The organism is Cupriavidus sp. KK10 (assembly GCF_018223725.1).
In the GTDB taxonomy this organism is placed as follows: domain Bacteria; phylum Pseudomonadota; class Gammaproteobacteria; order Burkholderiales; family Burkholderiaceae; genus Cupriavidus; species Cupriavidus necator.
The window spans coordinates 5,929,058-5,948,818 of the sequence record NZ_CP073677.1 but is presented as its reverse complement, the minus strand read 5'-3'; the positions used below and the strand labels follow the sequence as shown (position 1 = coordinate 5,948,818).

At 66.8% G+C, this 19,761-nt stretch carries 15 protein-coding genes and 1 pseudogene; 7 read left to right on the top strand and 9 right to left on the bottom strand.

The window, feature by feature from the left end; genetic code table 11:
- Window positions 1–34: 34 nt before the first annotated feature.
- The 4 genes from coaBC to KB879_RS27640 all read right to left on the bottom strand — a co-directional run bounded on the left by coaBC (window position 35) and on the right by KB879_RS27640 (window position 5,915).
- Window positions 35–1,237 (bottom strand): bifunctional phosphopantothenoylcysteine decarboxylase/phosphopantothenate--cysteine ligase CoaBC, encoded by a 1,203-nt coding sequence (gene coaBC / locus KB879_RS27655; RefSeq protein WP_013957881.1) that lies wholly within the window; start codon window positions 1,235–1,237, stop codon window positions 35–37.
- A 131-nt stretch (window positions 1,238–1,368) separates the two neighbouring features.
- Window positions 1,369–1,899 carry a signal peptidase II gene (lspA, locus tag KB879_RS27650; RefSeq protein WP_013957880.1) on the bottom strand — a complete coding sequence of 177 codons (531 nt, stop codon included), beginning with the start codon at window positions 1,897–1,899 and terminating at the stop codon, window positions 1,369–1,371.
- Window positions 1,899–4,793 (bottom strand): isoleucine--tRNA ligase, encoded by a 2,895-nt coding sequence (ileS, locus tag KB879_RS27645; RefSeq protein WP_013957879.1) that lies wholly within the window; start codon window positions 4,791–4,793, stop codon window positions 1,899–1,901. The genes lspA and ileS overlap by 1 nt, the downstream gene beginning before the upstream one ends.
- Window positions 4,794–4,919: 126 nt before the next feature.
- Complete coding sequence (locus KB879_RS27640; protein WP_211980255.1) at window positions 4,920–5,915, bottom strand: bifunctional riboflavin kinase/FAD synthetase; 996 nt, start codon at window positions 5,913–5,915, stop codon at window positions 4,920–4,922.
- A gap of 227 nt (window positions 5,916–6,142) precedes the next feature.
- Here KB879_RS27640 and KB879_RS27635 point away from each other — a divergent pair, with 227 nt between their 5' ends.
- Window positions 6,143–7,957, top strand: coding sequence for a hybrid sensor histidine kinase/response regulator (locus tag KB879_RS27635; RefSeq protein WP_211980254.1), 1,815 nt, complete (start codon window positions 6,143–6,145; stop codon window positions 7,955–7,957).
- 35 nt (window positions 7,958–7,992) lie between these two features.
- Here the strand turns inward: KB879_RS27635 and KB879_RS27630 are convergent, their stop codons facing one another.
- Window positions 7,993–8,652, bottom strand: coding sequence for a response regulator transcription factor (locus tag KB879_RS27630; RefSeq protein WP_211980253.1), 660 nt, complete (start codon window positions 8,650–8,652; stop codon window positions 7,993–7,995).
- Window positions 8,653–8,909: 257 nt separating this feature from the next.
- Between KB879_RS27630 and purN the strand changes: the two genes are divergently transcribed.
- The 6 genes from purN to nadC all read left to right on the top strand — a co-directional run bounded on the left by purN (window position 8,910) and on the right by nadC (window position 16,156).
- Window positions 8,910–9,578, top strand: a complete 669-nt coding sequence (gene purN, locus KB879_RS27625) for a phosphoribosylglycinamide formyltransferase (protein WP_013957876.1) — start codon at window positions 8,910–8,912, stop codon at window positions 9,576–9,578.
- Entirely contained in the window at window positions 9,575–10,969 is a 1,395-nt protein-coding gene (locus tag KB879_RS27620; protein WP_013957875.1) for an RsmB/NOP family class I SAM-dependent RNA methyltransferase, read from the top strand. Before purN ends, KB879_RS27620 begins: the two co-directional genes overlap by 4 nt.
- Window positions 10,970–11,034: 65 nt before the next feature.
- Entirely contained in the window at window positions 11,035–12,438 is a 1,404-nt protein-coding gene (locus tag KB879_RS27615; protein ID WP_013957874.1) for a mechanosensitive ion channel family protein, read from the top strand.
- A gap of 385 nt (window positions 12,439–12,823) precedes the next feature.
- Window positions 12,824–14,014, top strand: coding sequence for an acyl-CoA desaturase (locus tag KB879_RS27610; protein ID WP_013957873.1), 1,191 nt, complete (start codon window positions 12,824–12,826; stop codon window positions 14,012–14,014).
- A 127-nt stretch (window positions 14,015–14,141) separates the two neighbouring features.
- Window positions 14,142–15,296: a quinolinate synthase NadA gene (nadA, locus tag KB879_RS27605; RefSeq protein ID WP_013957872.1), complete on the top strand. Its 1,155-nt coding sequence runs from the start codon at window positions 14,142–14,144 to the stop codon at window positions 15,294–15,296.
- Complete coding sequence (nadC, locus tag KB879_RS27600) at window positions 15,293–16,156, top strand: carboxylating nicotinate-nucleotide diphosphorylase (protein WP_211980252.1); 864 nt, start codon at window positions 15,293–15,295, stop codon at window positions 16,154–16,156. The genes nadA and nadC overlap by 4 nt, the downstream gene beginning before the upstream one ends.
- A gap of 73 nt (window positions 16,157–16,229) precedes the next feature.
- On the opposite strand, the gene nadB is transcribed toward nadC, so the two are convergent.
- The 4 genes and pseudogenes from nadB to radC all read right to left on the bottom strand — a co-directional run bounded on the left by nadB (window position 16,230) and on the right by radC (window position 19,187).
- Window positions 16,230–17,822 carry an L-aspartate oxidase gene (gene nadB, locus KB879_RS27595; RefSeq protein ID WP_211980251.1) on the bottom strand — a complete coding sequence of 531 codons (1,593 nt, stop codon included), beginning with the start codon at window positions 17,820–17,822 and terminating at the stop codon, window positions 16,230–16,232.
- Window positions 17,823–18,001: 179 nt separating this feature from the next.
- A complete protein-coding gene (gene rpmG, locus KB879_RS27590; protein ID WP_010814980.1) occupies window positions 18,002–18,172 on the bottom strand; it encodes a 50S ribosomal protein L33 in 171 nt (56 codons plus the stop codon).
- A 13-nt stretch (window positions 18,173–18,185) separates the two neighbouring features.
- Window positions 18,186–18,419: a 50S ribosomal protein L28 gene (rpmB, locus tag KB879_RS27585; RefSeq protein ID WP_006575661.1), complete on the bottom strand. Its 234-nt coding sequence runs from the start codon at window positions 18,417–18,419 to the stop codon at window positions 18,186–18,188.
- 150 nt (window positions 18,420–18,569) lie between these two features.
- Window positions 18,570–19,187 (bottom strand): annotated as a pseudogene (gene radC, locus KB879_RS27580) (DNA repair protein RadC).
- Between the last annotated feature and the right edge of the window lie 574 nt (window positions 19,188–19,761).

Genomic DNA, 19,761 nt, shown 5'->3' with positions numbered 1-19,761 from the left:
GCAGCCGCGCATGATACCGGACGCGCGCGCGCCATCAGGGCCGTGCGCGCCCGGGCAGGCGCTGGCCGATCGCCGCCACCAGCTGGCGCGCCAGCGACAGCTTGTCGGCGCGCGGCAGCCGCGTCATGCCGGCGGCGTCGAACAGCACGATCTCGTTGTCGTCCAGGCCGAAGGTATGGTGGCCGATATTGCCGACCAGCAGCGGCACGCCCTTGCGCTGGCGTTTCTGCTCGCCGTACTGCTCCAGGTTCTCGCTCTCGGCGGCGAAGCCGACGCAGTAGGGTGCGTCAGCCCGCGCCGCGACCGAGGCCAGGATGTCGGGGTTCTGCACGAACTGCAGCGTGGGGGTGTCGGTATCGTTGGCCTTCTTCAGCTTCTGCTGTGCGACTTCAGCCGGGCGCCAGTCCGCCACCGCGGCCACGGCGACAAAGACATCCACGCCGTGCAGCTGCGCGATCACCGCGTCATGCATCTGCTGCGCGCTGCGCACGTCGGTCCGGACCACGCCGCGCGGGGTGGGCAGGCCGGTGGGGCCGGCCACCAGCAGCACCTCGGCTCCGGCCTCGCGCGCCGCGCGCGCGATCGAGAAGCCCATCTTGCCGGACGACAGGTTGGTGATGCCGCGCACCGGGTCGATCGCCTCGAAGGTCGGGCCGGCGGTGATCAGCACGCGCTTGCCCTGCAGCGGCTTGGGCTGGAAGAAGGCGATGATGTCGTCGAGCAGCTCTTCGGGTTCCAGCATGCGGCCGTCGCCGACCTCGCCGCAGGCCTGGTCGCCGCTGCCAGGGCCCAGGATCATCACGCCGTCGGCGCGCAGCTGCGCGGCGTTGCGCTGGGTGGCGGGGGCAGCCCACATCTGGCGGTTCATCGCCGGCGCCACCAGCAGCGGGCAGTCGCGCGCGATGCACAGGGTGCTGAGCAGGTCGTCGCACAGACCGTTGGCCAGGCGCGCCATGAAATCGGTCGAGGCCGGGGCGATGACGATGGCATCGGCCTCGCGCGACAGGTCGATGTGCGCCATGTTGTTGTCGATGCGGGCATCCCACTGCGACAGGAAGACCGGCCGGCCGGACAAGGCCTGCATCGTCACCGGCGTGATGAAATGCGTCGCCGCCTCGGTCATGGCCACCTGCACGGTGGCGCCGGCCTTGGTCAGCAGGCGGACCAGTTCGGCCGACTTGTAGCAGGCGATGCCGCCGGTCAGGCCGAGAACGATGTGCTTGCCGCGCAAATCCATGGTAAGGCTCGTCAAAGGGTGGGAAACGGCATGATACCGGCTGAGCGTGCTCGCTGCTGCCGGCAGCGGCACCGGATGGCATCAGGGCCGCATTCGCGGCCCTGGCATCACCTGCTGTGGTCTGGCGGCGCTCAGTGGCGCCGCACCCGCCGCAGCTCGTCCACGATCAGCAGTACCGCGCCGACCGTGATCGCGCAGTCGGCCACGTTGAAGGCAGGCCAGTGGTAGTTGCGCACATAGAAGTCCAGGAAATCGACCACGTGCCCGTAGACCACGCGGTCGATCACGTTGCCGACCGCGCCGCCCAGGATCAGCGACACCGCGAAGCAGAACATGCGCTGGCCGGTATGGCGGTACAGCAGCCAGACGATGAACGCGCCCACCACGAGGCCAAGACCGGTGAAGAACCAGCGCTGCCAGCCGCCGGCATCGGCCAGGAAGCTGAACGCCGCGCCCTTGTTGTAGACCAGCACCAGGTTGAAGAAGCTGGTCACCGGGCGCGATTCACCATAGGTGAAGGTGCGCACAATGACGATCTTGAAGAACTGGTCGAGCACTACCACCAGCAGCGCGAAGGCCATCCACAGCAGCGGGGTGGTGCTGCCGGCGGCCTTGTTGTTGCGGCGTGCCGGGCGGGCGGAACGGGACGTGGTCGATGCCATCAGGCATGGCTCCTGTGTTCACCGGCGCCGAACAGGTTGCTGTCGCAGCGCCCGCAGAGGGTCGGATGGTCCGGGTTGTGGCCGACATCGGCGCGGTAGTGCCAGCAGCGCTCGCACTTGGCATGGGCCGACGGGGTCACCGTGACCAGCAGGTCGCCGGCCTCGGGCGCGTGCGTTACCTTGGCCGAAGAGGTCAGCAGCACGAAGCGCAGGTCGTCGCCCAGGCTCTGCAGCGCGTCCAGCACGGGGCCGCCGGCCTGGATGGTCAGCTCGGCCTGCAGCGACGAGCCGATCTCGCCTTCCACGCGCACCGCTTCCAGCTGCTTGGTGACCTCGGCGCGCACTTCGCGCAGCGTGTGCCACTTCTGCAGCAGGTCGTCGGCGCCGTCGTCGACTTCCGGCACCGCGTAGTAGGTGCTGGTGAAGATGGTGTCGGTGTGCTCGGTGCCGTGGGCGAAGATCTGCCACGCTTCCTCGGCGGTGAACGACAGGAACGGCGCCATCCAGTGCAGCATCGCCTGGGTGATGTGGTACAGCGCGTTCTGCGCCGCGCGGCGGGCCTTGGAGTCCGGCGCGGTGGTGTACAGGCGGTCCTTCAGCACATCGAGGTAGAAGCCGCCCAGGTCCTCGGAGCAGAACGTCTGCAGCTTGGACGCCACCGGGTGGAATTCATACGACTCGTAGTGCGACAGCACTTCCTGCTGCAGTTGCGCGGTCAGCGCCACGGCGTAGCGGTCGATCTCCAGCCATTCCGACGCCGGCAGCGCATGCCTGGCGTGGTCGTAGTCGGACAGGTTGGACAGCAGGAAGCGCAGCGTGTTGCGGATGCGGCGGTAGCTTTCCACCACGCGCTTGAGGATCTCGTCCGAGATCGACAGCTCGCCGGAGTAGTCGGTCGAGGCCACCCACAGGCGGATGATCTCGGCGCCCATCTTGTTGGTGATGTCCTGCGGCGCCACGGTGTTGCCGACCGACTTGGACATCTTGCGGCCCTCGCCGTCGACGGTGAAGCCGTGCGTCAGCAGCGCCTTGTAGGGCGGCTTGCCGTACAGCATCGACGCCGTCAGCAGCGACGAATGGAACCAGCCGCGGTGCTGGTCCGAGCCTTCCAGGTACAGGTCGGCGAGGCGGCCATCGGGCGTATCGGCTGACGGATCGTACAAGTCGTCGCGGTGCGAGCCGCGGACCACGGTCCAGTGCGTGGTGCCGGAATCGAACCAGACGTCCAGCGTGTCGCGATTCTTTTCGTACTGGCTGGCCTCGTCGCCGAGCAGCTCCTTCGGATCCAGCGTCTGCCAGGCCTCGATACCGTGCTGTTCGACGCGTTTTGCCACTTCTTCCAGCAGCTGCGGCGTGCGCGGGTGCAGCGCACCGGTTTCCTTGTGCAGGAAGAAGGCCATCGGCACGCCCCACTGGCGCTGGCGCGACAGCGTCCAGTCCGGCCGGTTGGCGATCATGTTGTGCAGGCGCTGCTTGCCCCAGGCCGGGAAGAACTCGGTGGCGTCGATGCCGGCCAGCGCGGTCTCGCGCAGGGTGGGGCCGGTCTTGCCGTTCTCGTCGGCCGGGTCCACGTCCATGCCCGCGAACCACTGCGAGGTGGCGCGGTAGATGATCGGCGTCTTGTGGCGCCAGCAGTGCATGTAGCTGTGGGTGTACTTGTGCGAATTGAACAGGTTGCCCGAGGCCTGCAGCACCTCGACGATCTTCGGGTTGGCGTCCCAGATCGACAGCCCGCCAAAGAGCGGCAGCGTGCCGGCATAGACGCCGTTGCCCATCACCGGGCTGATGATGTCCGAATCGGCCATGCCGTGCGCCTTGCACGACTGGAAGTCTTCCACGCCGTAGGCCGGCGCCGAGTGCACGATGCCCGAGCCGGTGTCGGTGGTGACGTAGTCGCCCAGGTAGACCGGCGACAGGCGGTCATAGCCCGCGTCCATCTTCGCCAGCGGGTGGTGGAAGCGGATTTCCGACAGTGCCGCGCCGGTGGTGGTGGCCACGACCTTGCCTTCCAGGCCGTAGACCTTCAGCTGCTCCTCGACGCGCTCGGTGGCCAGGATCAGGTAGCCGCGCGGGGTCTCGACCAGCGCGTATTCCACTTCCGGGTGCACGTTCAGCGCCTGGTTGCTCGGGATGGTCCACGGCGTGGTGGTCCAGATCACGATCCAGCCGGGCTTGCCGTCGAGCTGCTCGAACGGCACCTTGAACGCGTGCGCCAGCTTGTCGGCTTGCGCGAACGGGAAGCCCACGTCGATCGACAGGTCGACCTTGTCCTTGTATTCGACCTCGGCCTCGGCCAGCGCCGAGCCGCAGTCGAAGCACCAGTTCACCGGCTTCAGGCCGCGGAACACATAGCCCTTCTCCATGATCTTGCCGAGTGCGCGCAGTTCATCCGCCTCGTTGCTGTAGTTCATGGTCAGGTAGGGGTGGTCCCAATCGCCCAGCACGCCCAGGCGCTCGAAATCCACCATCTGGCGCTTGATCTGCTCGGTGGCGTAGGCGCGCGCCTTGGCCTGGACCTCCTGCACCGGCAGGCCCTTGCCGAACTTCTTCTCGATCTGGATCTCGATCGGCATGCCGTGGCAGTCCCAGCCCGGCACGTAGACGGCGTCCAGCCCGGTCAGGCCGCGCGCCTTGATGATCATGTCCTTGAGCACCTTGTTGACGGCGTGGCCGATATGGATGTCGCCGTTGGCATACGGCGGGCCGTCATGCAGCACGAACTTCTTCGCGCCCTTGCGCGCCGCGCGGATCTTCTTGTAGAGCTGCTTGTCCTGCCACTGCTTGACCCACTGCGGCTCGCGCTTGGGCAGGTCGCCACGCATCGGGAAGGGCGTGTCGAGCAGGTTGACCGGATACTTGCTTTTCTCGGGCTTGGCGCGTTTGTCGTCAGACATTTCGATTCTCAGGGCAATTCGGGTTGGGCGCGCGGGCGGCGGCAGGCCGGCGGGCGCGCGGAAAGACTGGGGCAGGCGGCGTGCGTGCCGGGCCCGCGCCACTGGCATGCGGGCAGGCGCCGGCCGCTACCTAATTCGGTCGGTGGCGGAGGTGGCGAAGTCGCGCCCGCCGCTGCCTTCGGCCGCGCCCGGGGCGGTCAGGCCGAAGAAGGCGCGCGCATCGGCGCTGTCCTTGGCGATGGCGGCGGTGAGCTGGTCCAGGTTGTCGAAGCGCGCTTCGTCGCGCAGCTTCTTCATGAATTCAACCCGCACCAGCTTGCCGTACAGGTTCTCTTTGAAATCGAACAGGTGAACTTCCAGCAGCACCCGGCCGGCGTCCTCGATGGTGGGGCGCACGCCGATGCTGGCCACGCCCGGCAAGGGCTGGTCGGCGATGCCATGCACCTGCACCACGAAGATGCCGCTGACTGCCGGCCGCTTGTGCGAGATGCGCAGGTTCAGCGTCGGGAAGCCCAGGTCGCGGCCCAGCTTGCGGCCGTGGATCACGTGGCCGCTGATGGCATAGCCGTGGCCGAGCAGGCGCCGGGCATGCTCCAGGTCGCCGTCAGCCAGCGCCTGGCGCACCGCCGAGCTGGAGATGCGGATGCCGCCTTCGGACACCGAGCCCATCTGCTCGACATCGAAGCCGTAGCGACGCCCGGCTTCCTGCAGGTAGGTAAAGTCGCCGGCGCGCTTGGCGCCGAAGCGGAAGTCGTCGCCGACCAGCACCCAGCGCGCGTGCAGGCCATGCCACAGCACGTTCTCGACGAACGCCTGCGGCGACTGGGCGGCAAAGTGGGCGTTGAAGTGTTCCACCACCACCCGGTCCACGCCGTTGCGGCGCAGGCTTTCCAGCTTGTCGCGCAGCAGCGCGATGCGGGTGGGGGCCTTGTCCGGGGTGAAGAACTCGCGCGGATGCGGCTCGAAGGTCATCACGCACAGCGGCAGGCCGCGTGCGTCGGCCGCTGCGCGCGCACGCGCGAGCAGCGACTGGTGGCCGCGATGCACACCGTCGAAATTGCCGATGGTGAGCGCGCAGGGCGCCCGGCTTTCGGCGTTGGGCAGGCCGCGGAAGACTTTCACGGGGACGGCGGGAAACGTTTCAGGTAAAGCGAGCATTATAAGGCGAATGGGTCCGCTTGCCGCTCCCGCCGCCCGCGGCCGGTGCCGCGCTGCTGTTTTTGTGCCGCAACCGGCCCTCGCGGCATGGCGCGATGCCGCAAAAGGCGGCATGATATGGCCCACTTCGGCTCCACTTCGGCCCTGGCACCTGCTGCCCCCGATATCCGCCCATTCCAAGCCAGCCACACTTGAAAGCGCTGCCCAACCGGTTCTTTTCCCGGCTCCTGCCCCGAGTCCTGCCTCAGGCGACCGCCCAGCTCGACGTCGAGACGCGCGCCAAGCTGATGGCCATCGTGCACAAGAACTCGCCTACGGCAATCGTGGCCTCGGTGCTGCTGCCCGCGCTGACCACACTGGGATTCTGGAACGACGTGAGCCACTCGGCCTTGCTCGGCTGGTGCGCGGTGATGCTGCTGCTGACGGCCGGCGGCCTGTGGTTCTACGTCGGCTACCAGCGCGACCATGCCTCGATGAGCCGTTCCGCGCACACGCGCAAGTGGTGGAACAATATGCGCGCGGTTGCCTTCCTGACCGGCGTGACCTGGGGCAGCTCGGCACTGCTGCATTTGTATACAGGCTCGGCGGTGTTCTCAAGCGTGCTGTACCTGCTGACCCTTGGGGTACTGGCTGGCGGCGCGGTGTCGCAGGCGCCGGTGCCGTCGAACCTGGTCTATGCCGGCGTGCCGATCCTGGTGCCCAACATCCTGATGGCGGAATTCGCCTTCCCCGGCCATGGCGCCTATGTGCAGGGACTGCTGGTGATCTACGGGGGGATGCTGTCGCGCCATGCCTTCAACCTGCAGGTCACGCTGGTGCGCGCCATCCAGCTCGAGGGCGACAGCCGCCGCCTGGCCAAGCAGTTCCAGGAGGAAAAAGAGCGCGCGCTGCATGCCAGCGAGGAGAAGTCGCGCTTCCTGGCCGCCGCCAGCCACGACCTGCGCCAGCCGGTGCATGCGCTGGTGATGCTGGTGGAGGCGCTGCGCGCGCGCAACCAGTCGTCGGCGCTGCATCCGCTGGTGGAGCAGGTGGCGGCGGGCACCCAGACCATCGACCTCTTGTTCCGTTCGCTGCTGGACCTGTCCAAGCTGGAAGGGCGCAAGGTCCTGCCGACGCTGGAGCCATGCGAGCTGGGCGCTCTGATCCGCGACGTGATGAGCCAGTTTGCCGCCGATGCGCGCGAAAGCGGCCTGACCCTGACCCCGCGCGTGCCCGACGAGCTGTACGCCATGGCCGAGCCGGTGCTGTTGCGCCGGGCCCTGTTCAACCTGGTGCAGAACGCGCTGCGCTACACCCAGCGCGGCGGCGTGCTGGTGACCGCGCGCCAGCGCCGCAAGAGTGTGCGGCTGGAAGTCTGGGATACCGGCGCCGGCGTGACACCGGAGCACCTGCCCGACATCTTTTCGCCGTACTACCAGGTCCATAACCCGCAGCGCGACCCGTCGCAGGGCCTGGGCCTGGGGCTGGCCATCTTCAAGGAATGCGTGCGCCTGATGCGCGGCACCTATGGCGTGCGCTCGGTGCCGGGCAAGGGTTCGGTGTTCTGGTTCGCGCTGGCGACGGTGCCGGCCGAGACCGTGGCCAGCGTGCGCGAGATGCGCGCGATGGCGCAGGCAGAAGAGGCCAAGCCCGACCGCCTGCAGGGCACGGTGCTGGTGGTCGACGACGACAGCCAGATCCGCAAGGCCTGGATCGCGCTGATGGAGGCCTGGGGCATCCGCGTGGCCTGCGCCGCGCACGGCGCCGAGGCTGACAAGCTGTTTGCCAAGGGCCTGCGCCCGGACATCATCTTCTGCGACCTGCGCCTGCCCGGCAGCGAGAACGGACTGGATTTGCTCGAGCGCTGGCAGAACACGCAGCCGCAGGCGCGCAGCGCGCTGCTGACCGGCGACCTGAAATCCGCCGCGCTGGCGGCGGCGGAAGAGGCGGGGTATTTCGTGCTGCCCAAGCCGGTGGACCCGGCTTCGCTGCGGCTGTTGCTGCGCCGCTGGCTGCGGCCGGCGTAGGGCGGGGGGAGGACGGCGAAGGGTGCCGGCCTGCGTTACTGGCGCAGGCGGAACCGCTCCATGCGCGACATTACCTGCATGCGCGTGCGCACGCCCAGGCGCTGCAGGATGGCCGACACGTGTTCCTTGACGGTGTTCTCGGTCAGCCCCAGGCGGCGCGCGATCACCTTGTTCGGCAGGCCTTCCAGCACCAGCGCCAGCACCGAGCCCTGGCGCGGCGTCAGGCCGAGTTCGGCCGGCGTGACCGGAATGCCGTGGGCGGGCCCGAACGACTGCGCGCGGCCGTTCAGGGCCTCATCGGTGGGGAAGGAGGTGTCGCCTGCCAGCACCTTGCGCACCGCGGCGGTGAAGGCATTGGCATCAAGGTGCTTGCCGACGAAGCCGCAGGCCGACAGCGCGCGGGCGCGACCGACGATCTCGGGGGTGGCCTCGGCGGACATGAAGATGAAGCGTGCGCCAGGAATGACGGTCTTGAACGACTGCATGGCGTCGAAGCCCGTGCCATCGTTCAGCCAGATATCGAGCAGCACGATATCGGGGCGCAACCCCTGCTGCAGGCTTGTCATGGCTTCGCGGGCACTGCCGGCGGCATGGACGGCCACATCCGGCATGACTTCGGCGAGAAAAGCCGTAGTGCCTGACAAAGCCATAGGATGATCATCGACCACCAACAACGTCGGTGCAGCGTTCGACATGCGAATTCCCGTTCAAATTCCCGTTTCGTCCTTGTTGTCACCAGCTCTTGGCGAGCACTGTGTCAGGCACAGGGTTGGCGCGTGGACGTAGCGCCCACTCTAGCAGAGGGGGCGAAGCGTCACAATCCATCAATCGGGGGTGTACGGTCACGCCGTCACATGTTAGAGACATCGCGCCCTGTCCGATTCTCGTGAATTAAGCACGTAATGCGTTGGCTTTACCGGAGTTTAGCGCCTTGCCTTGGTAGAATTGCGCGATGAAAAAAATTGTCATCTTGATTTCCGGGCGAGGCTCCAATATGGAAGCCATCGTCCGTGCCTGCGCGGGGGGCGGCTGGCCTGCCCGGGTGGCGGCAGTACTGTCGAACCGGCCGGATGCCGCCGGGCTGCAATTCGCGCAGCAGCAGGGCATCGAAACCGGCGTGGTCGACCATCGCCAGCACCCTGACCGTGCTGCTTTCGACGCGGCTTTGGCCGAGGCCATCGACGCCTACGCGCCCGACCTGGTGGTACTTGCCGGTTTCATGCGTATACTCACGCCCGGCTTCGTCGACCGCTATGCGGGCCGGCTGCTGAATATCCATCCGTCGCTGCTGCCGTGCTTCCCGGGCCTGAACACCCACAAGCAGGCGCTGGACGCCGGCGTCAAGCTGCATGGCGCCACCGTGCACTTTGTCACCCCTGAACTCGACCATGGCCCGATCGTGATCCAGGCTGCACTTGATGTGCAGCCCGCGGACACGCCCGAGAGCCTGGCCGCGCGCCTGCTCGAATGCGAGCACGTGATCTATCCTCGCGCCGTGCAATGGTTCGTCGAGAACCGCCTGCAACTGCAGGACGGCGTAGTCAACGTTATCAACCCGGCCGAATCGCAATTGCTGATGGCCATCTCCGCCAATACCCCGGCGGGAGGAGTCAAGGCATGAGTCGCACCCAGGCAGGAACCCGATCCCCGCGCAGCGAAGGACGCGCCCCCGTGCGCAGCAAGGGCAAGGGCAGCCCCATCCGCAAGTCGCCCAATGCCGACGGCGCCGCGGTCCGCTCGCACGGCGGCCTGCATGCCACCCATATCCAGCATATCGACCGCCTGCTCGGCAAGGTCATGCTGTTTGCGCGCCCGGCCGATGCCGTGGTGAGCTACTACTTCCGCGAGAACAGCAAGCTTGGCCACCGCGAGCGCGGCATCATCGCCGAGGCCATCTACGCGGTGCTGCGCCGGCGCGTCGAGTTTGCGCAGTTTGCCGAAAGCGGCACGGGCGCGACCTCGCGCCGGCTGGCGCTGCTGGGCCTGGCCGCGACCCTGGGCCGCGACACGCTGACCCCGTTCCTGCATCCCGAAGAAGCCGAGTGGCTGGACCGACTGACCACGATCGAGCGCTCCAGCCTGGCGCCGCGCGTGCGCGCCAACCTGCCCGAGTGGCTCTACGATGAACTGGTGCGCGGCCACGGCGAGGCCTTTGCGGCGGCCCTGGGCGACGCGCTGCTGCGTCCGGCGCCACTGGACCTGCGCGTCAACCTGGCCAAGACCAGCCGCGAGGCCGCACTGGCCGAGCTGCAGGCCGCCGGCCTGGGCGCCGAGCCCACGCCGATGGCGCCGGCCGGCATCCGCATGGCCGGCAAGCCGGCGCTGAACCAACTGCCGATCTTCGTCAACGGCCTGGTCGAGGTGCAGGATGAGGGCAGCCAGCTGCTGTGCAACCTGGTCGCACCCAAGCGCGGCGAGATGGTGGTCGACTTCTGCGCCGGCGCGGGCGGCAAGACCCTGGCGCTCGGCGCGGCGATGCGCTCCACCGGCCGGCTCTATGCCTTTGACGTATCGGAAAAGCGCCTGGCCAACCTGAAGCCGCGGCTGGCGCGCAGCGGGCTGTCCAACGTCCACCCGGTGCTGATCGACTCCGAGCGCGACGCCAAGATCAAGCGCCTGGCCGGCAAGGCCGACCGCGTGCTGGTCGACGCGCCCTGCAGCGGGCTGGGCACGCTGCGCCGCAACCCCGACCTGAAGTGGCGGCAATCGCCGGAGTCGGTGCTGGAACTGACTGCCAAGCAGAGCGCGATCCTGGACTCGGCCGCGCGGCTGGTGAAGGGCGGCGGCCGCGTGGTCTACGCGACCTGCAGCGTGCTGGAAGCTGAAAACGAGCAGATCGTGCGCGACTTCCTGGCTGCGCACCCCAACTTCCGCCTGGTGCCGGCCGCCGAAGTGCTGGCCGAGCAGAAGATCGAAGTGACCGGGCTGCCGGACAACGGCATGTTTGCCCTGTATCCGCACCTGCACCAGACCGACGGCTTCTTTGCCGCGGTGCTGGAACGCACCAGCTGAGCGGCGGTGCCTGCCGGGCCGCCCGCCGATCGCGCGGGCGGCCGCGCCAACCCTGAGTTTCCTCCATGAACGGTGAGACCCTGTCCGACCTGGGCGGCCTGAAGGACCTGAAGGCCTCCCATTCCATGTTCGGCAAGATGCTGGACGACCTGATCCGCGACGCAGGCGGGCCGGGCTTCTTCTGGCAGCTGCTGGTACTGGCCGGCTGCCTGCTGGTGGCGTGGCCGCTGGCGCGCTTCGTGGTGCGGCGCCTGGAAGCGCGCTACGAAAGCTCAAGCTTCTCCGTGCGCTTTGCCGCCGCCAGCCTCGAGCGCGCCATGTTCCCGCTCGCCGGCTGGGTGCTGGTGCTGATCGCCCGCTTCGCGCTGGCGCCGCTGATCCCGATCAGCGTGCTGCGCCTGGCGCTGGTGCCGCTGTTCGGCATCACCTTCCTGAATTTCACCTTCTATGTGCTGCGCCGGGTAATGTCGGGCAGCGGCCAGCTGCACGGCATGCTGCTGCTGGTGGAGAAGGTGCTGACCACGCTGGTGTGGGCCGGCATGGCGCTGTACGTGCTGGGTGTGCTGGCGGACGTGGTGGCGTGGATGGAGGGCGTGCGCTTCTCGATCGGCGGCAAGCAGAAGATCAACCTGGCCGACACCCTGATGGCGGTGGTCTGGATCCTGCTGACGGTGCTGGTGGCGCTGTGGTTCGGTTCCTGGCTGGAAGAGCGGCTGATGCGCTCGACCAACCTCGACGGCAACCTGAAGGTGGTGCTGACGCGCATCTCCAAGGCCTTGCTGCTGCTGGTGTCGCTGCTGCTGAGCCTGTCGCTGGTGGGGATCGACCTGACCGTGCTGTCGGTGTTCGGTGGCGCGCTGGGCGTGGGCCTGGGGCTGGGTTTGCAGAAGATCGCCAGCAACTACATCTCCGGCTTCATCATCCTGCTGGACCGCTCGGTCAAGCTGGGCGACCAGATCACGGTGGACAAGTACACCGGCATCGTGTCGCAGATCCGCACCCGCTACACGGTGGTGCGCAACGGCGATGGCGAAACCCTGGTGCCGAACGAGCAGCTGGTGGCGCAGCCGGTGCAGAACCATTCGTTCTCCAACACCAATGTGCGCGTGGCTACCCGGGTGCAGGCAGACTACAACGCCGATCCGGAAACGGTGATCGCGCTGCTGACCGCGTGCGTGCGCAACCTGCCGCGCGTGCTGCCCGAACCGGAGCCCGCCGCTTTCCTGGTGCTGTTTGCCGACAGCGGCATCGAGTACGAGGTCGCGGTCTTCGTGGCCGATCCGCAGAACGGCAAGCTGGGCGTGCAGTCCGCGATGAACCGCGCGATCTGGCGCACGCTCCGCGAGCATGGGATTTCCATCCCCTATCCGCAGCGCGAACTCCGCGTGCTGGGGGGAGCACCCTTGCCCGGTGCCGATCTGCCCCCATCTAACATCGTAGCGGAGGCGAATGCGGCGAGTGCCGCATAGGCCGCCAGGCGGGCGCAGCATGCGCCACCCACGGAACGAAAACCGTTGCACCCCGTCAAAATCCGGGAAATAGCGTATGCTTGCGCGTCGCGCGATCCGGTAGAATGCCGGGTTGTCGCGGGTTGCAGCTAAGGTTGCAGCGCACGCTCCCACATCAGACAGCCGCCAGATTGCAGCGGCTCGTACCTTGTCCCGCCCGCGGAGGGTCATCCCAGCGCCGGCGCGAGACTCGTGTGCCTGGGAGCCCGGAATGACTTCGGGTCCCGTGGCAGGCGCCAGAAAGCTATCGCAATCACTTGGATTCGCAGCCTTTTTTCTGCGCATTGCGTGCACCGGCCCCGCCGGGCTGCACGGGAAAGTCCCTGTTTAACTGACGGAGAACAGTTTGTTCGACACTATTCTTGACTGGGCCGCCAACGGCCTTGCCAACTGGACCTGGTGGGAGATCGTCATCTACACGCTCGTGATGACGCATATCACGATCGCCGGCGTCACCATCTTCCTGCACCGCTGCATGGCGCACCGGTCGCTGGATCTGCACCCGATCGCCCAGCATTTCTTCCGCTTCTGGCTCTGGCTGACCACGGGCATGGTCACGCGCGAGTGGACCGCCATCCACCGCAAGCACCACGCCAAGTGCGAAACCGAAGAAGATCCGCACAGCCCGCAGACCCGCGGCATCCGCAAGGTGCTGCTGGAGGGCGCGGAGTTGTATCGGGCCGAATCCAAGAACAAGGAAACCATCGCCAAGTTCGGCCATGGCTGCCCCAATGACTGGGTCGAGCGCAATGTGTACTCGCGCTTCGGCTGGCAGGGTGTCGGCCTGATGCTGATCATCGACCTGGCGCTGTTCGGCGTGATCGGCATGACCGTGTGGGCGGTGCAGATGCTGTGGATCCCGATCCATGCCGCCGGCATCATCAACGGCCTTGGCCACTGGTGGGGTTATCGCAACTACGATTGCGAGGACGCCTCGACCAATGTATCGCCGTGGGGTCTGATCATTGGTGGCGAAGAACTGCACAACAACCACCACACCTACCCGACCTCGGCCAAGTTCTCGATCAAGTGGTATGAGTTCGATGTGGGCTGGGGCTATATCCGCGCGATGCAGGCAGTCGGCCTGGCCAAGGTCAAGAAGACCCCGCCCAAGGCGCGCCTGGTGGAAGCCCGCCCGGTTGACCACAACACGCTGGAAGCGATCATCGCCAACCGCTATGACGTGATGGCGCGCTACGCCAAGGCCGTCAAGGGCGCGTTCCGCCAGGAACTGGACAAGCTCAAGGAAGGCGGCGTGGCCGAGTACCGCAGCTTCAAGCCGGCCAGCAAGTGGTTCCACCGCGAGGAAACCAAGCTGGCCGCGCCGCAGCGCGAACAGCTCGCCAGCATCGTCGAACAGAACAAGGCGCTGCAGACCTTCGTCGAAATGCGCCGTGAACTGGCCGCCATCTGGGGCCGTTCCAACCTGACGCGCGAGCAGCTGCTGCAGCAGCTGCAGGCCTGGTGCCATCGTGCCGAGGCCAGTGGCATCCAGGCGCTGCAAGATTTCTCGCTGCGCCTGCGCCGCTACGCCTGATACAATTCGGCCGCGCCGTATGGTTTGACAAAGCCCCGCCCATGGCGGGGCTTTTGTTTTAGATAAACTCCCCAATATTCTGGCCGGGCCGCACCCTTGCTGGCGGAGGTCTAGAGGAGTACCGGAGATGACCCCACAATCGATCAAGACCGTCGAGTTCGAAAAGCCGAACCTGTCGGATGCCGAAAACGCCACTGGCGGTAGCTGCGTGGCCCATGCCTGGGCCAAGGTGCCGCCGGTGCTGACGCCCGACGAGCGCCAGTCCCTGAAGACACGTATTCGCCGCCTGCTCAAGGAGCGCAATGCGGTGCTGGTGGCGCACTATTACGTCGACGCCGACCTGCAGGACCTGGCCGAGGAAACCGGCGGCTGCGTCTCCGACTCCCTGGAAATGGCCCGCTTCGGCCGCGACCACGAGGCCCAGACCCTGGTGGTGGCGGGCGTGCGCTTCATGGGCGAGACCGCCAAGATCCTGAGCCCCGAGAAGACCGTGCTGATGCCGGACCTGGACGCGACCTGCTCGCTCGACCTGGGTTGCCCGGCCGACGAGTTCGCCGCCTTCTGCGATGCGCACCCGGACCGCACCGTGGTGGTCTACGCCAACACCAGCGCCGCCGTGAAGGCGCGCGCGGACTGGATGGTGACCTCCAGCATCGGCCTGAAGATCGTCGAGCACCTGCATGCGCAGGGCAAGAAGATCCTGTGGGCGCCGGACAAGCACCTGGGCAGCTATATCCAGAAGCAGACCGGTGCCGACATGCTGCTGTGGCAGGGCTCGTGCCTGGTGCACGACGAGTTCAAGGGCATCGAGCTGGACCTGCTGCGCCGCGAATTCCCCAACGCCAAGATCCTGGTGCATCCGGAATCGCCGGAAAACGTGGTGGCGCAGGCCGACGTGGTCGGCTCCACCTCGCAGCTGATCGAGGCCGCACAGAAGCTGGACGCGACCGAGTTCATCGTCGCCACCGACAACGGCATCCTGCACAAGATGCGCATGGCGGCGCCCGGCAAGCACTTCATTGAAGCGCCCACGGCCGGCAACAGCGCCACCTGCAAGAGCTGCGCGCACTGCCCGTGGATGGCCATGAACGCGCTCACCAACCTGGCCGAGGTGCTGGAAACCGGCCGCAACGAGATCCATGTCGACCCGGTGACCGGGCGCCAGGCGGTGACTTGCATCAACCGCATGTTGGACTTCGCCGCCGCGCAGAAGCGCAATGTGCGTCCGTCGGCAGACCTGGCCAAGGAACAGGCGCTGTTCCAGGGGATTGGCCCGGCATGAGCGTGAACCCGATTTTCGACAGCTATGGCCCGGCGCTGCAGGCCGCGCTGCAAGCCAATGTGCAGGCCGCCATTGCCGAGGATGTCGGCAGCGGCGATCTGACCGGCCTGCTGGTACCTGCGGCCAAGGCGGCGCGCGCACGCGTGATCGTGCGCGAGTCCGCCGTGCTATGCGGCCAGCCCTGGTTCGATGCCTGCATGCGTGCAGTCGACCCGGCGCTGGAAGTGCGCTGGCTGCAGCAGGAAGGTGCCCGCATGGCGCCCGATTCGGTGGTCTGCGAGATCACCGGTCCGGCGCGCTCGCTGCTGACGGCGGAGCGCCCGTCGCTGAATTTCCTGCAGCTGCTGTCGGGCGTGGCCACCGCCACGCGCCGCTATGCCGACCTGATCGCCGGCACCCGTGCGCGCGTGCTGGATACGCGCAAGACGCTGCCGGGCCTGCGCCTGGCGCAGAAGTACGCGGTCCGTATCGGCGGCGGCGAGAACCAGCGGCTGGCGCTGTACGATGGCATCCTGATCAAGGAAAACCACATCGCCGCGGCTGGCAGCATCAGCGCGGCCATGCAGGCGGCGCTGGCGCTGGATACCAGCGCGTCGGTGCAGATCGAGGTGGAATCGCTGGCCGAGCTGGAAGAAGCGCTGGCGGCCGGCGCGAAGTCGGTGCTGATCGACAACTTCACCGTGCCGATGATGCAGGATGCGGTCAGGCTCAACCGGGGCAGGGCGCTGCTGGAGGTGTCGGGCGGCGTCAATGCCGACACCATCCGCACCTTTGCCGAAACCGGCGTGGACCGGATCTCGGTCGGTGCGCTGACCAAGGACGTGCGGGCGACGGACTATTCGCTGCGGATCATCGGCTGACGCTTCGCGCGATACCAGAAAAACGGGGTGGGGCCTTGCGGCGCCACCCCGTTTTTCTTTGCCTGGCCAGCGCTCAGCGCTTCCTTGCGGCTGGCGGCTGCATCACCGTTGGCAGCGCCTTGGGCAGTGCATCCGGATAGTCCCGGCTGAAATGCAGTCCCCTGCTTTCATGGCGTGAGTAGGCGCTGTCCACGATCAGCGAGGCCACTTCGACCAGGTTGCGCAGCTCCAGCAGGTCGCTGGTGACGCGGAAGTGGGCGTAGTACTCGGCGATCTCCTCGCGCAGCAGGCCGATGCGGTGCTGGGCGCGTTCCAGGCGCTTGCTGGTGCGCACGATGCCGACGTAATTCCACATCATGCGGCGCAGCTCGTCCCAGTTGTGCGACACCACCACTTCCTCGTCGGCATCGGAGACGCGGCTTTCATCCCAGGCCGGCAGCGTGATGTCCGGCAGGCCGGCCTTGTCCTTGGACGAAATGTCCTCGGCCGCGGCGCGGCCGATCACCATGCATTCGAGCAGCGAGTTGGAGGCCAGCCGGTTGGCGCCGTGCAGGCCGGTGCACGCGGTTTCGCCGACGGCGTACAGGTTGCCGATATCGGTGCGCCCGGCGGTGTCGGTGACCACGCCGCCGCAGGTGTAGTGGGCGGCCGGCACCACGGGAATCGGCTCGCGCGTGATGTCGATGCCGAACTCCAGGCAGCGCGCGTGGATGGTCGGGAAGTGTTCCTTCAGGAAGGACTCGGGCTGGTGGCTGATGTCCAGGTAGACGCAGTCCAGGCCGCGCTTCTTCATCTCGAAGTCGATCGCGCGCGCCACCACGTCGCGCGGCGCCAGTTCAGCGCGCGCATCGTGTTCGGGCATAAAGCGGGTGCCGTCGGGCAGCTTGAGCAGGCCGCCTTCGCCGCGCACCGCTTCGGAGATCAGGAAGGACTTGGCGTAGGGGTGGTACAGGCAGGTCGGGTGGAACTGGATGAATTCCATGTTCGACACCCGGCAGCCCGCGCGCCAGGCCATGGCGATGCCGTCGCCGGTGGCCGTATCCGGGTTGGTGGTGTACAGGTAGACCTTGCCGGCACCGCCCGCGGCCAGCACGGTGTGCGTGGCGGTGAGGGTATGCACTGCGCCGGTGCTGTCGTCCAGCACGTACAGGCCGTAGCAGCGGTTGCCCGGCAGGCCCAGCTTGCGCGAGGTGATCAGGTCGATCGCGAAGTGGTCTTCCAGGATGGTGATGTTCGGATGCTGCATCGCCTGCTGCAGCAGCGTGCTGACCACGGCGTGGCCCGTGGCGTCGGCGGCGTGGATGATGCGCCGGCGGCTGTGGCCGCCCTCGCGCGTCAGGTGGAAGCCCAGTTCGGCCTGCTCGTCGCGCGTGAACGGCACGCCGCGGTCGATCAGCCACTGGATGGCCTCGCGCCCGTGCTCCACGATGAAGCGCGTGGCCTCTTCGTCGCACAGCCCCGCACCGGCGACGAGCGTGTCCTGCGTATGCTCGTCATGGCTGTCGCCGGAATCCAGCACGGCGGCAATCCCGCCCTGCGCCCAGTCGCTGGCGCCCTGGGTCATGGCGCGCTTGCTGAGGATGGCCACCCGGTGGGTGTCGGCCAGTTGCAGTGCGACCGTAAGGCCGGCCAGGCCGCTGCCGACGATGGCGACGTCGAAATTCATGATGCGGAGATGCGCCGGGGGGCGCTTGGCAGATGGGGGAAACGGGAAAGTCTACACCTGCCCGCCATGCCGTGCATCAGTGCCGCGGGTGCGGTGGTCGCCTATCGCACCAGCACCGCATGGAAAAAAACAAAAAGCCCCGCGGCATGGCGGGGCTTTCTGGCGGGAACCGGGATCAATTACTTGATCTTGGTTTCCTTGTAAGCGACGTGCTTGCGGGCGACGGGATCGAACTTCATGATCTCCATCTTTTCCGGCATGGTGCGCTTGTTCTTGGTGGTCGTGTAGAAATGACCCGTACCTGCGGTCGATTCCAGCTTGATCTTGTCGCGGCCGCCCTTGCTTGCCATGATGTGCTCCTAATTAGACTTCGCCGCGTGCGCGCAGGTCGGCGAGCACGGAGTCGATGCCTTTCTTGTCGATCAGGCGCAGGCCGGCGTTCGAGACGCGCAGGCTCACCCAGCGGTTTTCGGATTCAACGAAGAAACGACGATTCTGCAGGTTGGGCAGAAAACGGCGCTTGGTCTTGTTGTTTGCGTGGGAAACGTTGTTGCCGACCATCGGCGCTTTCCCGGTCACTTGACAGACGCGTGCCATGAAGCACTCCTAAATCTTCTATTCGTGGACAATGTTCGCAACAGATCAACAAAAGGCGCGCGGGCCCGGACTGCAGCGGTTGAGACTTCAGCAAAACGGGCATTATAGACCGGATTCCCTCGCCGAATCAATGCCTTCTGTGCTTTGACGTTATCTGGTGTTGCTGCGCTGCCGGTGCCGTGGCGTTGGCGTCACAGCCCGGGCGGGCGGTCGCAGCAGTCGGCCAGCGGTGGTGCCGCGCGGGTGGTTGTGCGCGCCGATGATGCCGGCCGCATTATGCACCAGCGCCTGGCGCGCCACCTCGCGCGGGTAGACGGCGGTGCGCGTCAGGGTGCCGCGGAACAGCTCCTCGCTGGCCACCATGCGGTTGGGCGGATCCAGGAACAGGCACAGGAACACCTCGTGCGGCAGCGATGCCAGCGTCAGGCGCAGGTAGTTGCGCACCGCCGCCGGGGAGTCGAAGCGGGTGGGCAGCCGCAGCGATTCGGCCAGCGCGCGCCGTGCCAGCTCCGGAATGGCCTGCAGCTAGGCATACTTGGTCTCGCCCATGCCGCGGATGCTGGTCAGCGCGCGCCCCTCGGCCGCGAACAGGGCTGTCAGCGAGCCGAAGCGGTGCAGCAGCTCGCGTGCCAGGTCCACGGCACTTTTGCCGGCCGCGCCCACGCGCAGCAAGATGGCCAGCAGCTCGGCGTCGGACAGGGCGGCGGCGCCGCTTTCCAGCAGTTTCTCGCGGGGCCGCTCGCAGGCGGGCCAGTTGGCAATGGTCATGAGCACTCCAGGGTAGTCACGCCGTGATGAGGGTGAGGCCGGGCCCGGGGCGGCGGGCGATGGGCCAGTCGAATACAATACGGGTTGTTGGTGCGACACGCACACTCGTGTCCGTCCGCGTCACGTCAGACGCATCGACCTTGGGAGCTTGCTCCCACCTGCTAGCGAAACGAAGTCCACCATAGCTTACGCCGCTAGCGCCTGCTCACTTTTCAGAGGTATCTGAAAAGCGTTGCTTGCAGTACTGGCTTACCAGCCAGTACCCGCCCACAGGCGCGAACCACGCCTTTGGGCGGGGTATCTGTCCCCTCTTCCAAGAAGGGACAGTGTTGGTACATGCCGAAGTCTGGCATCAAGTTTGTACGCGGTCATCAGGCCGCCACAACGCCAAGTGGGCGAATGTCATCTGCCCACAAGGCGGAGCATTTGCATTTCCGGTCCAGTTGGACCGGCAGGTAGGGTTCGGGCGGAGCGAAAGCTCTGCACGCTATGGTTCGGTCAAACACGTCCGCGAGGGCGCTTTGATAGAGAACCTGCTATGCGACTAGCAGTAGCCTAGGGAGACATGCGTCAC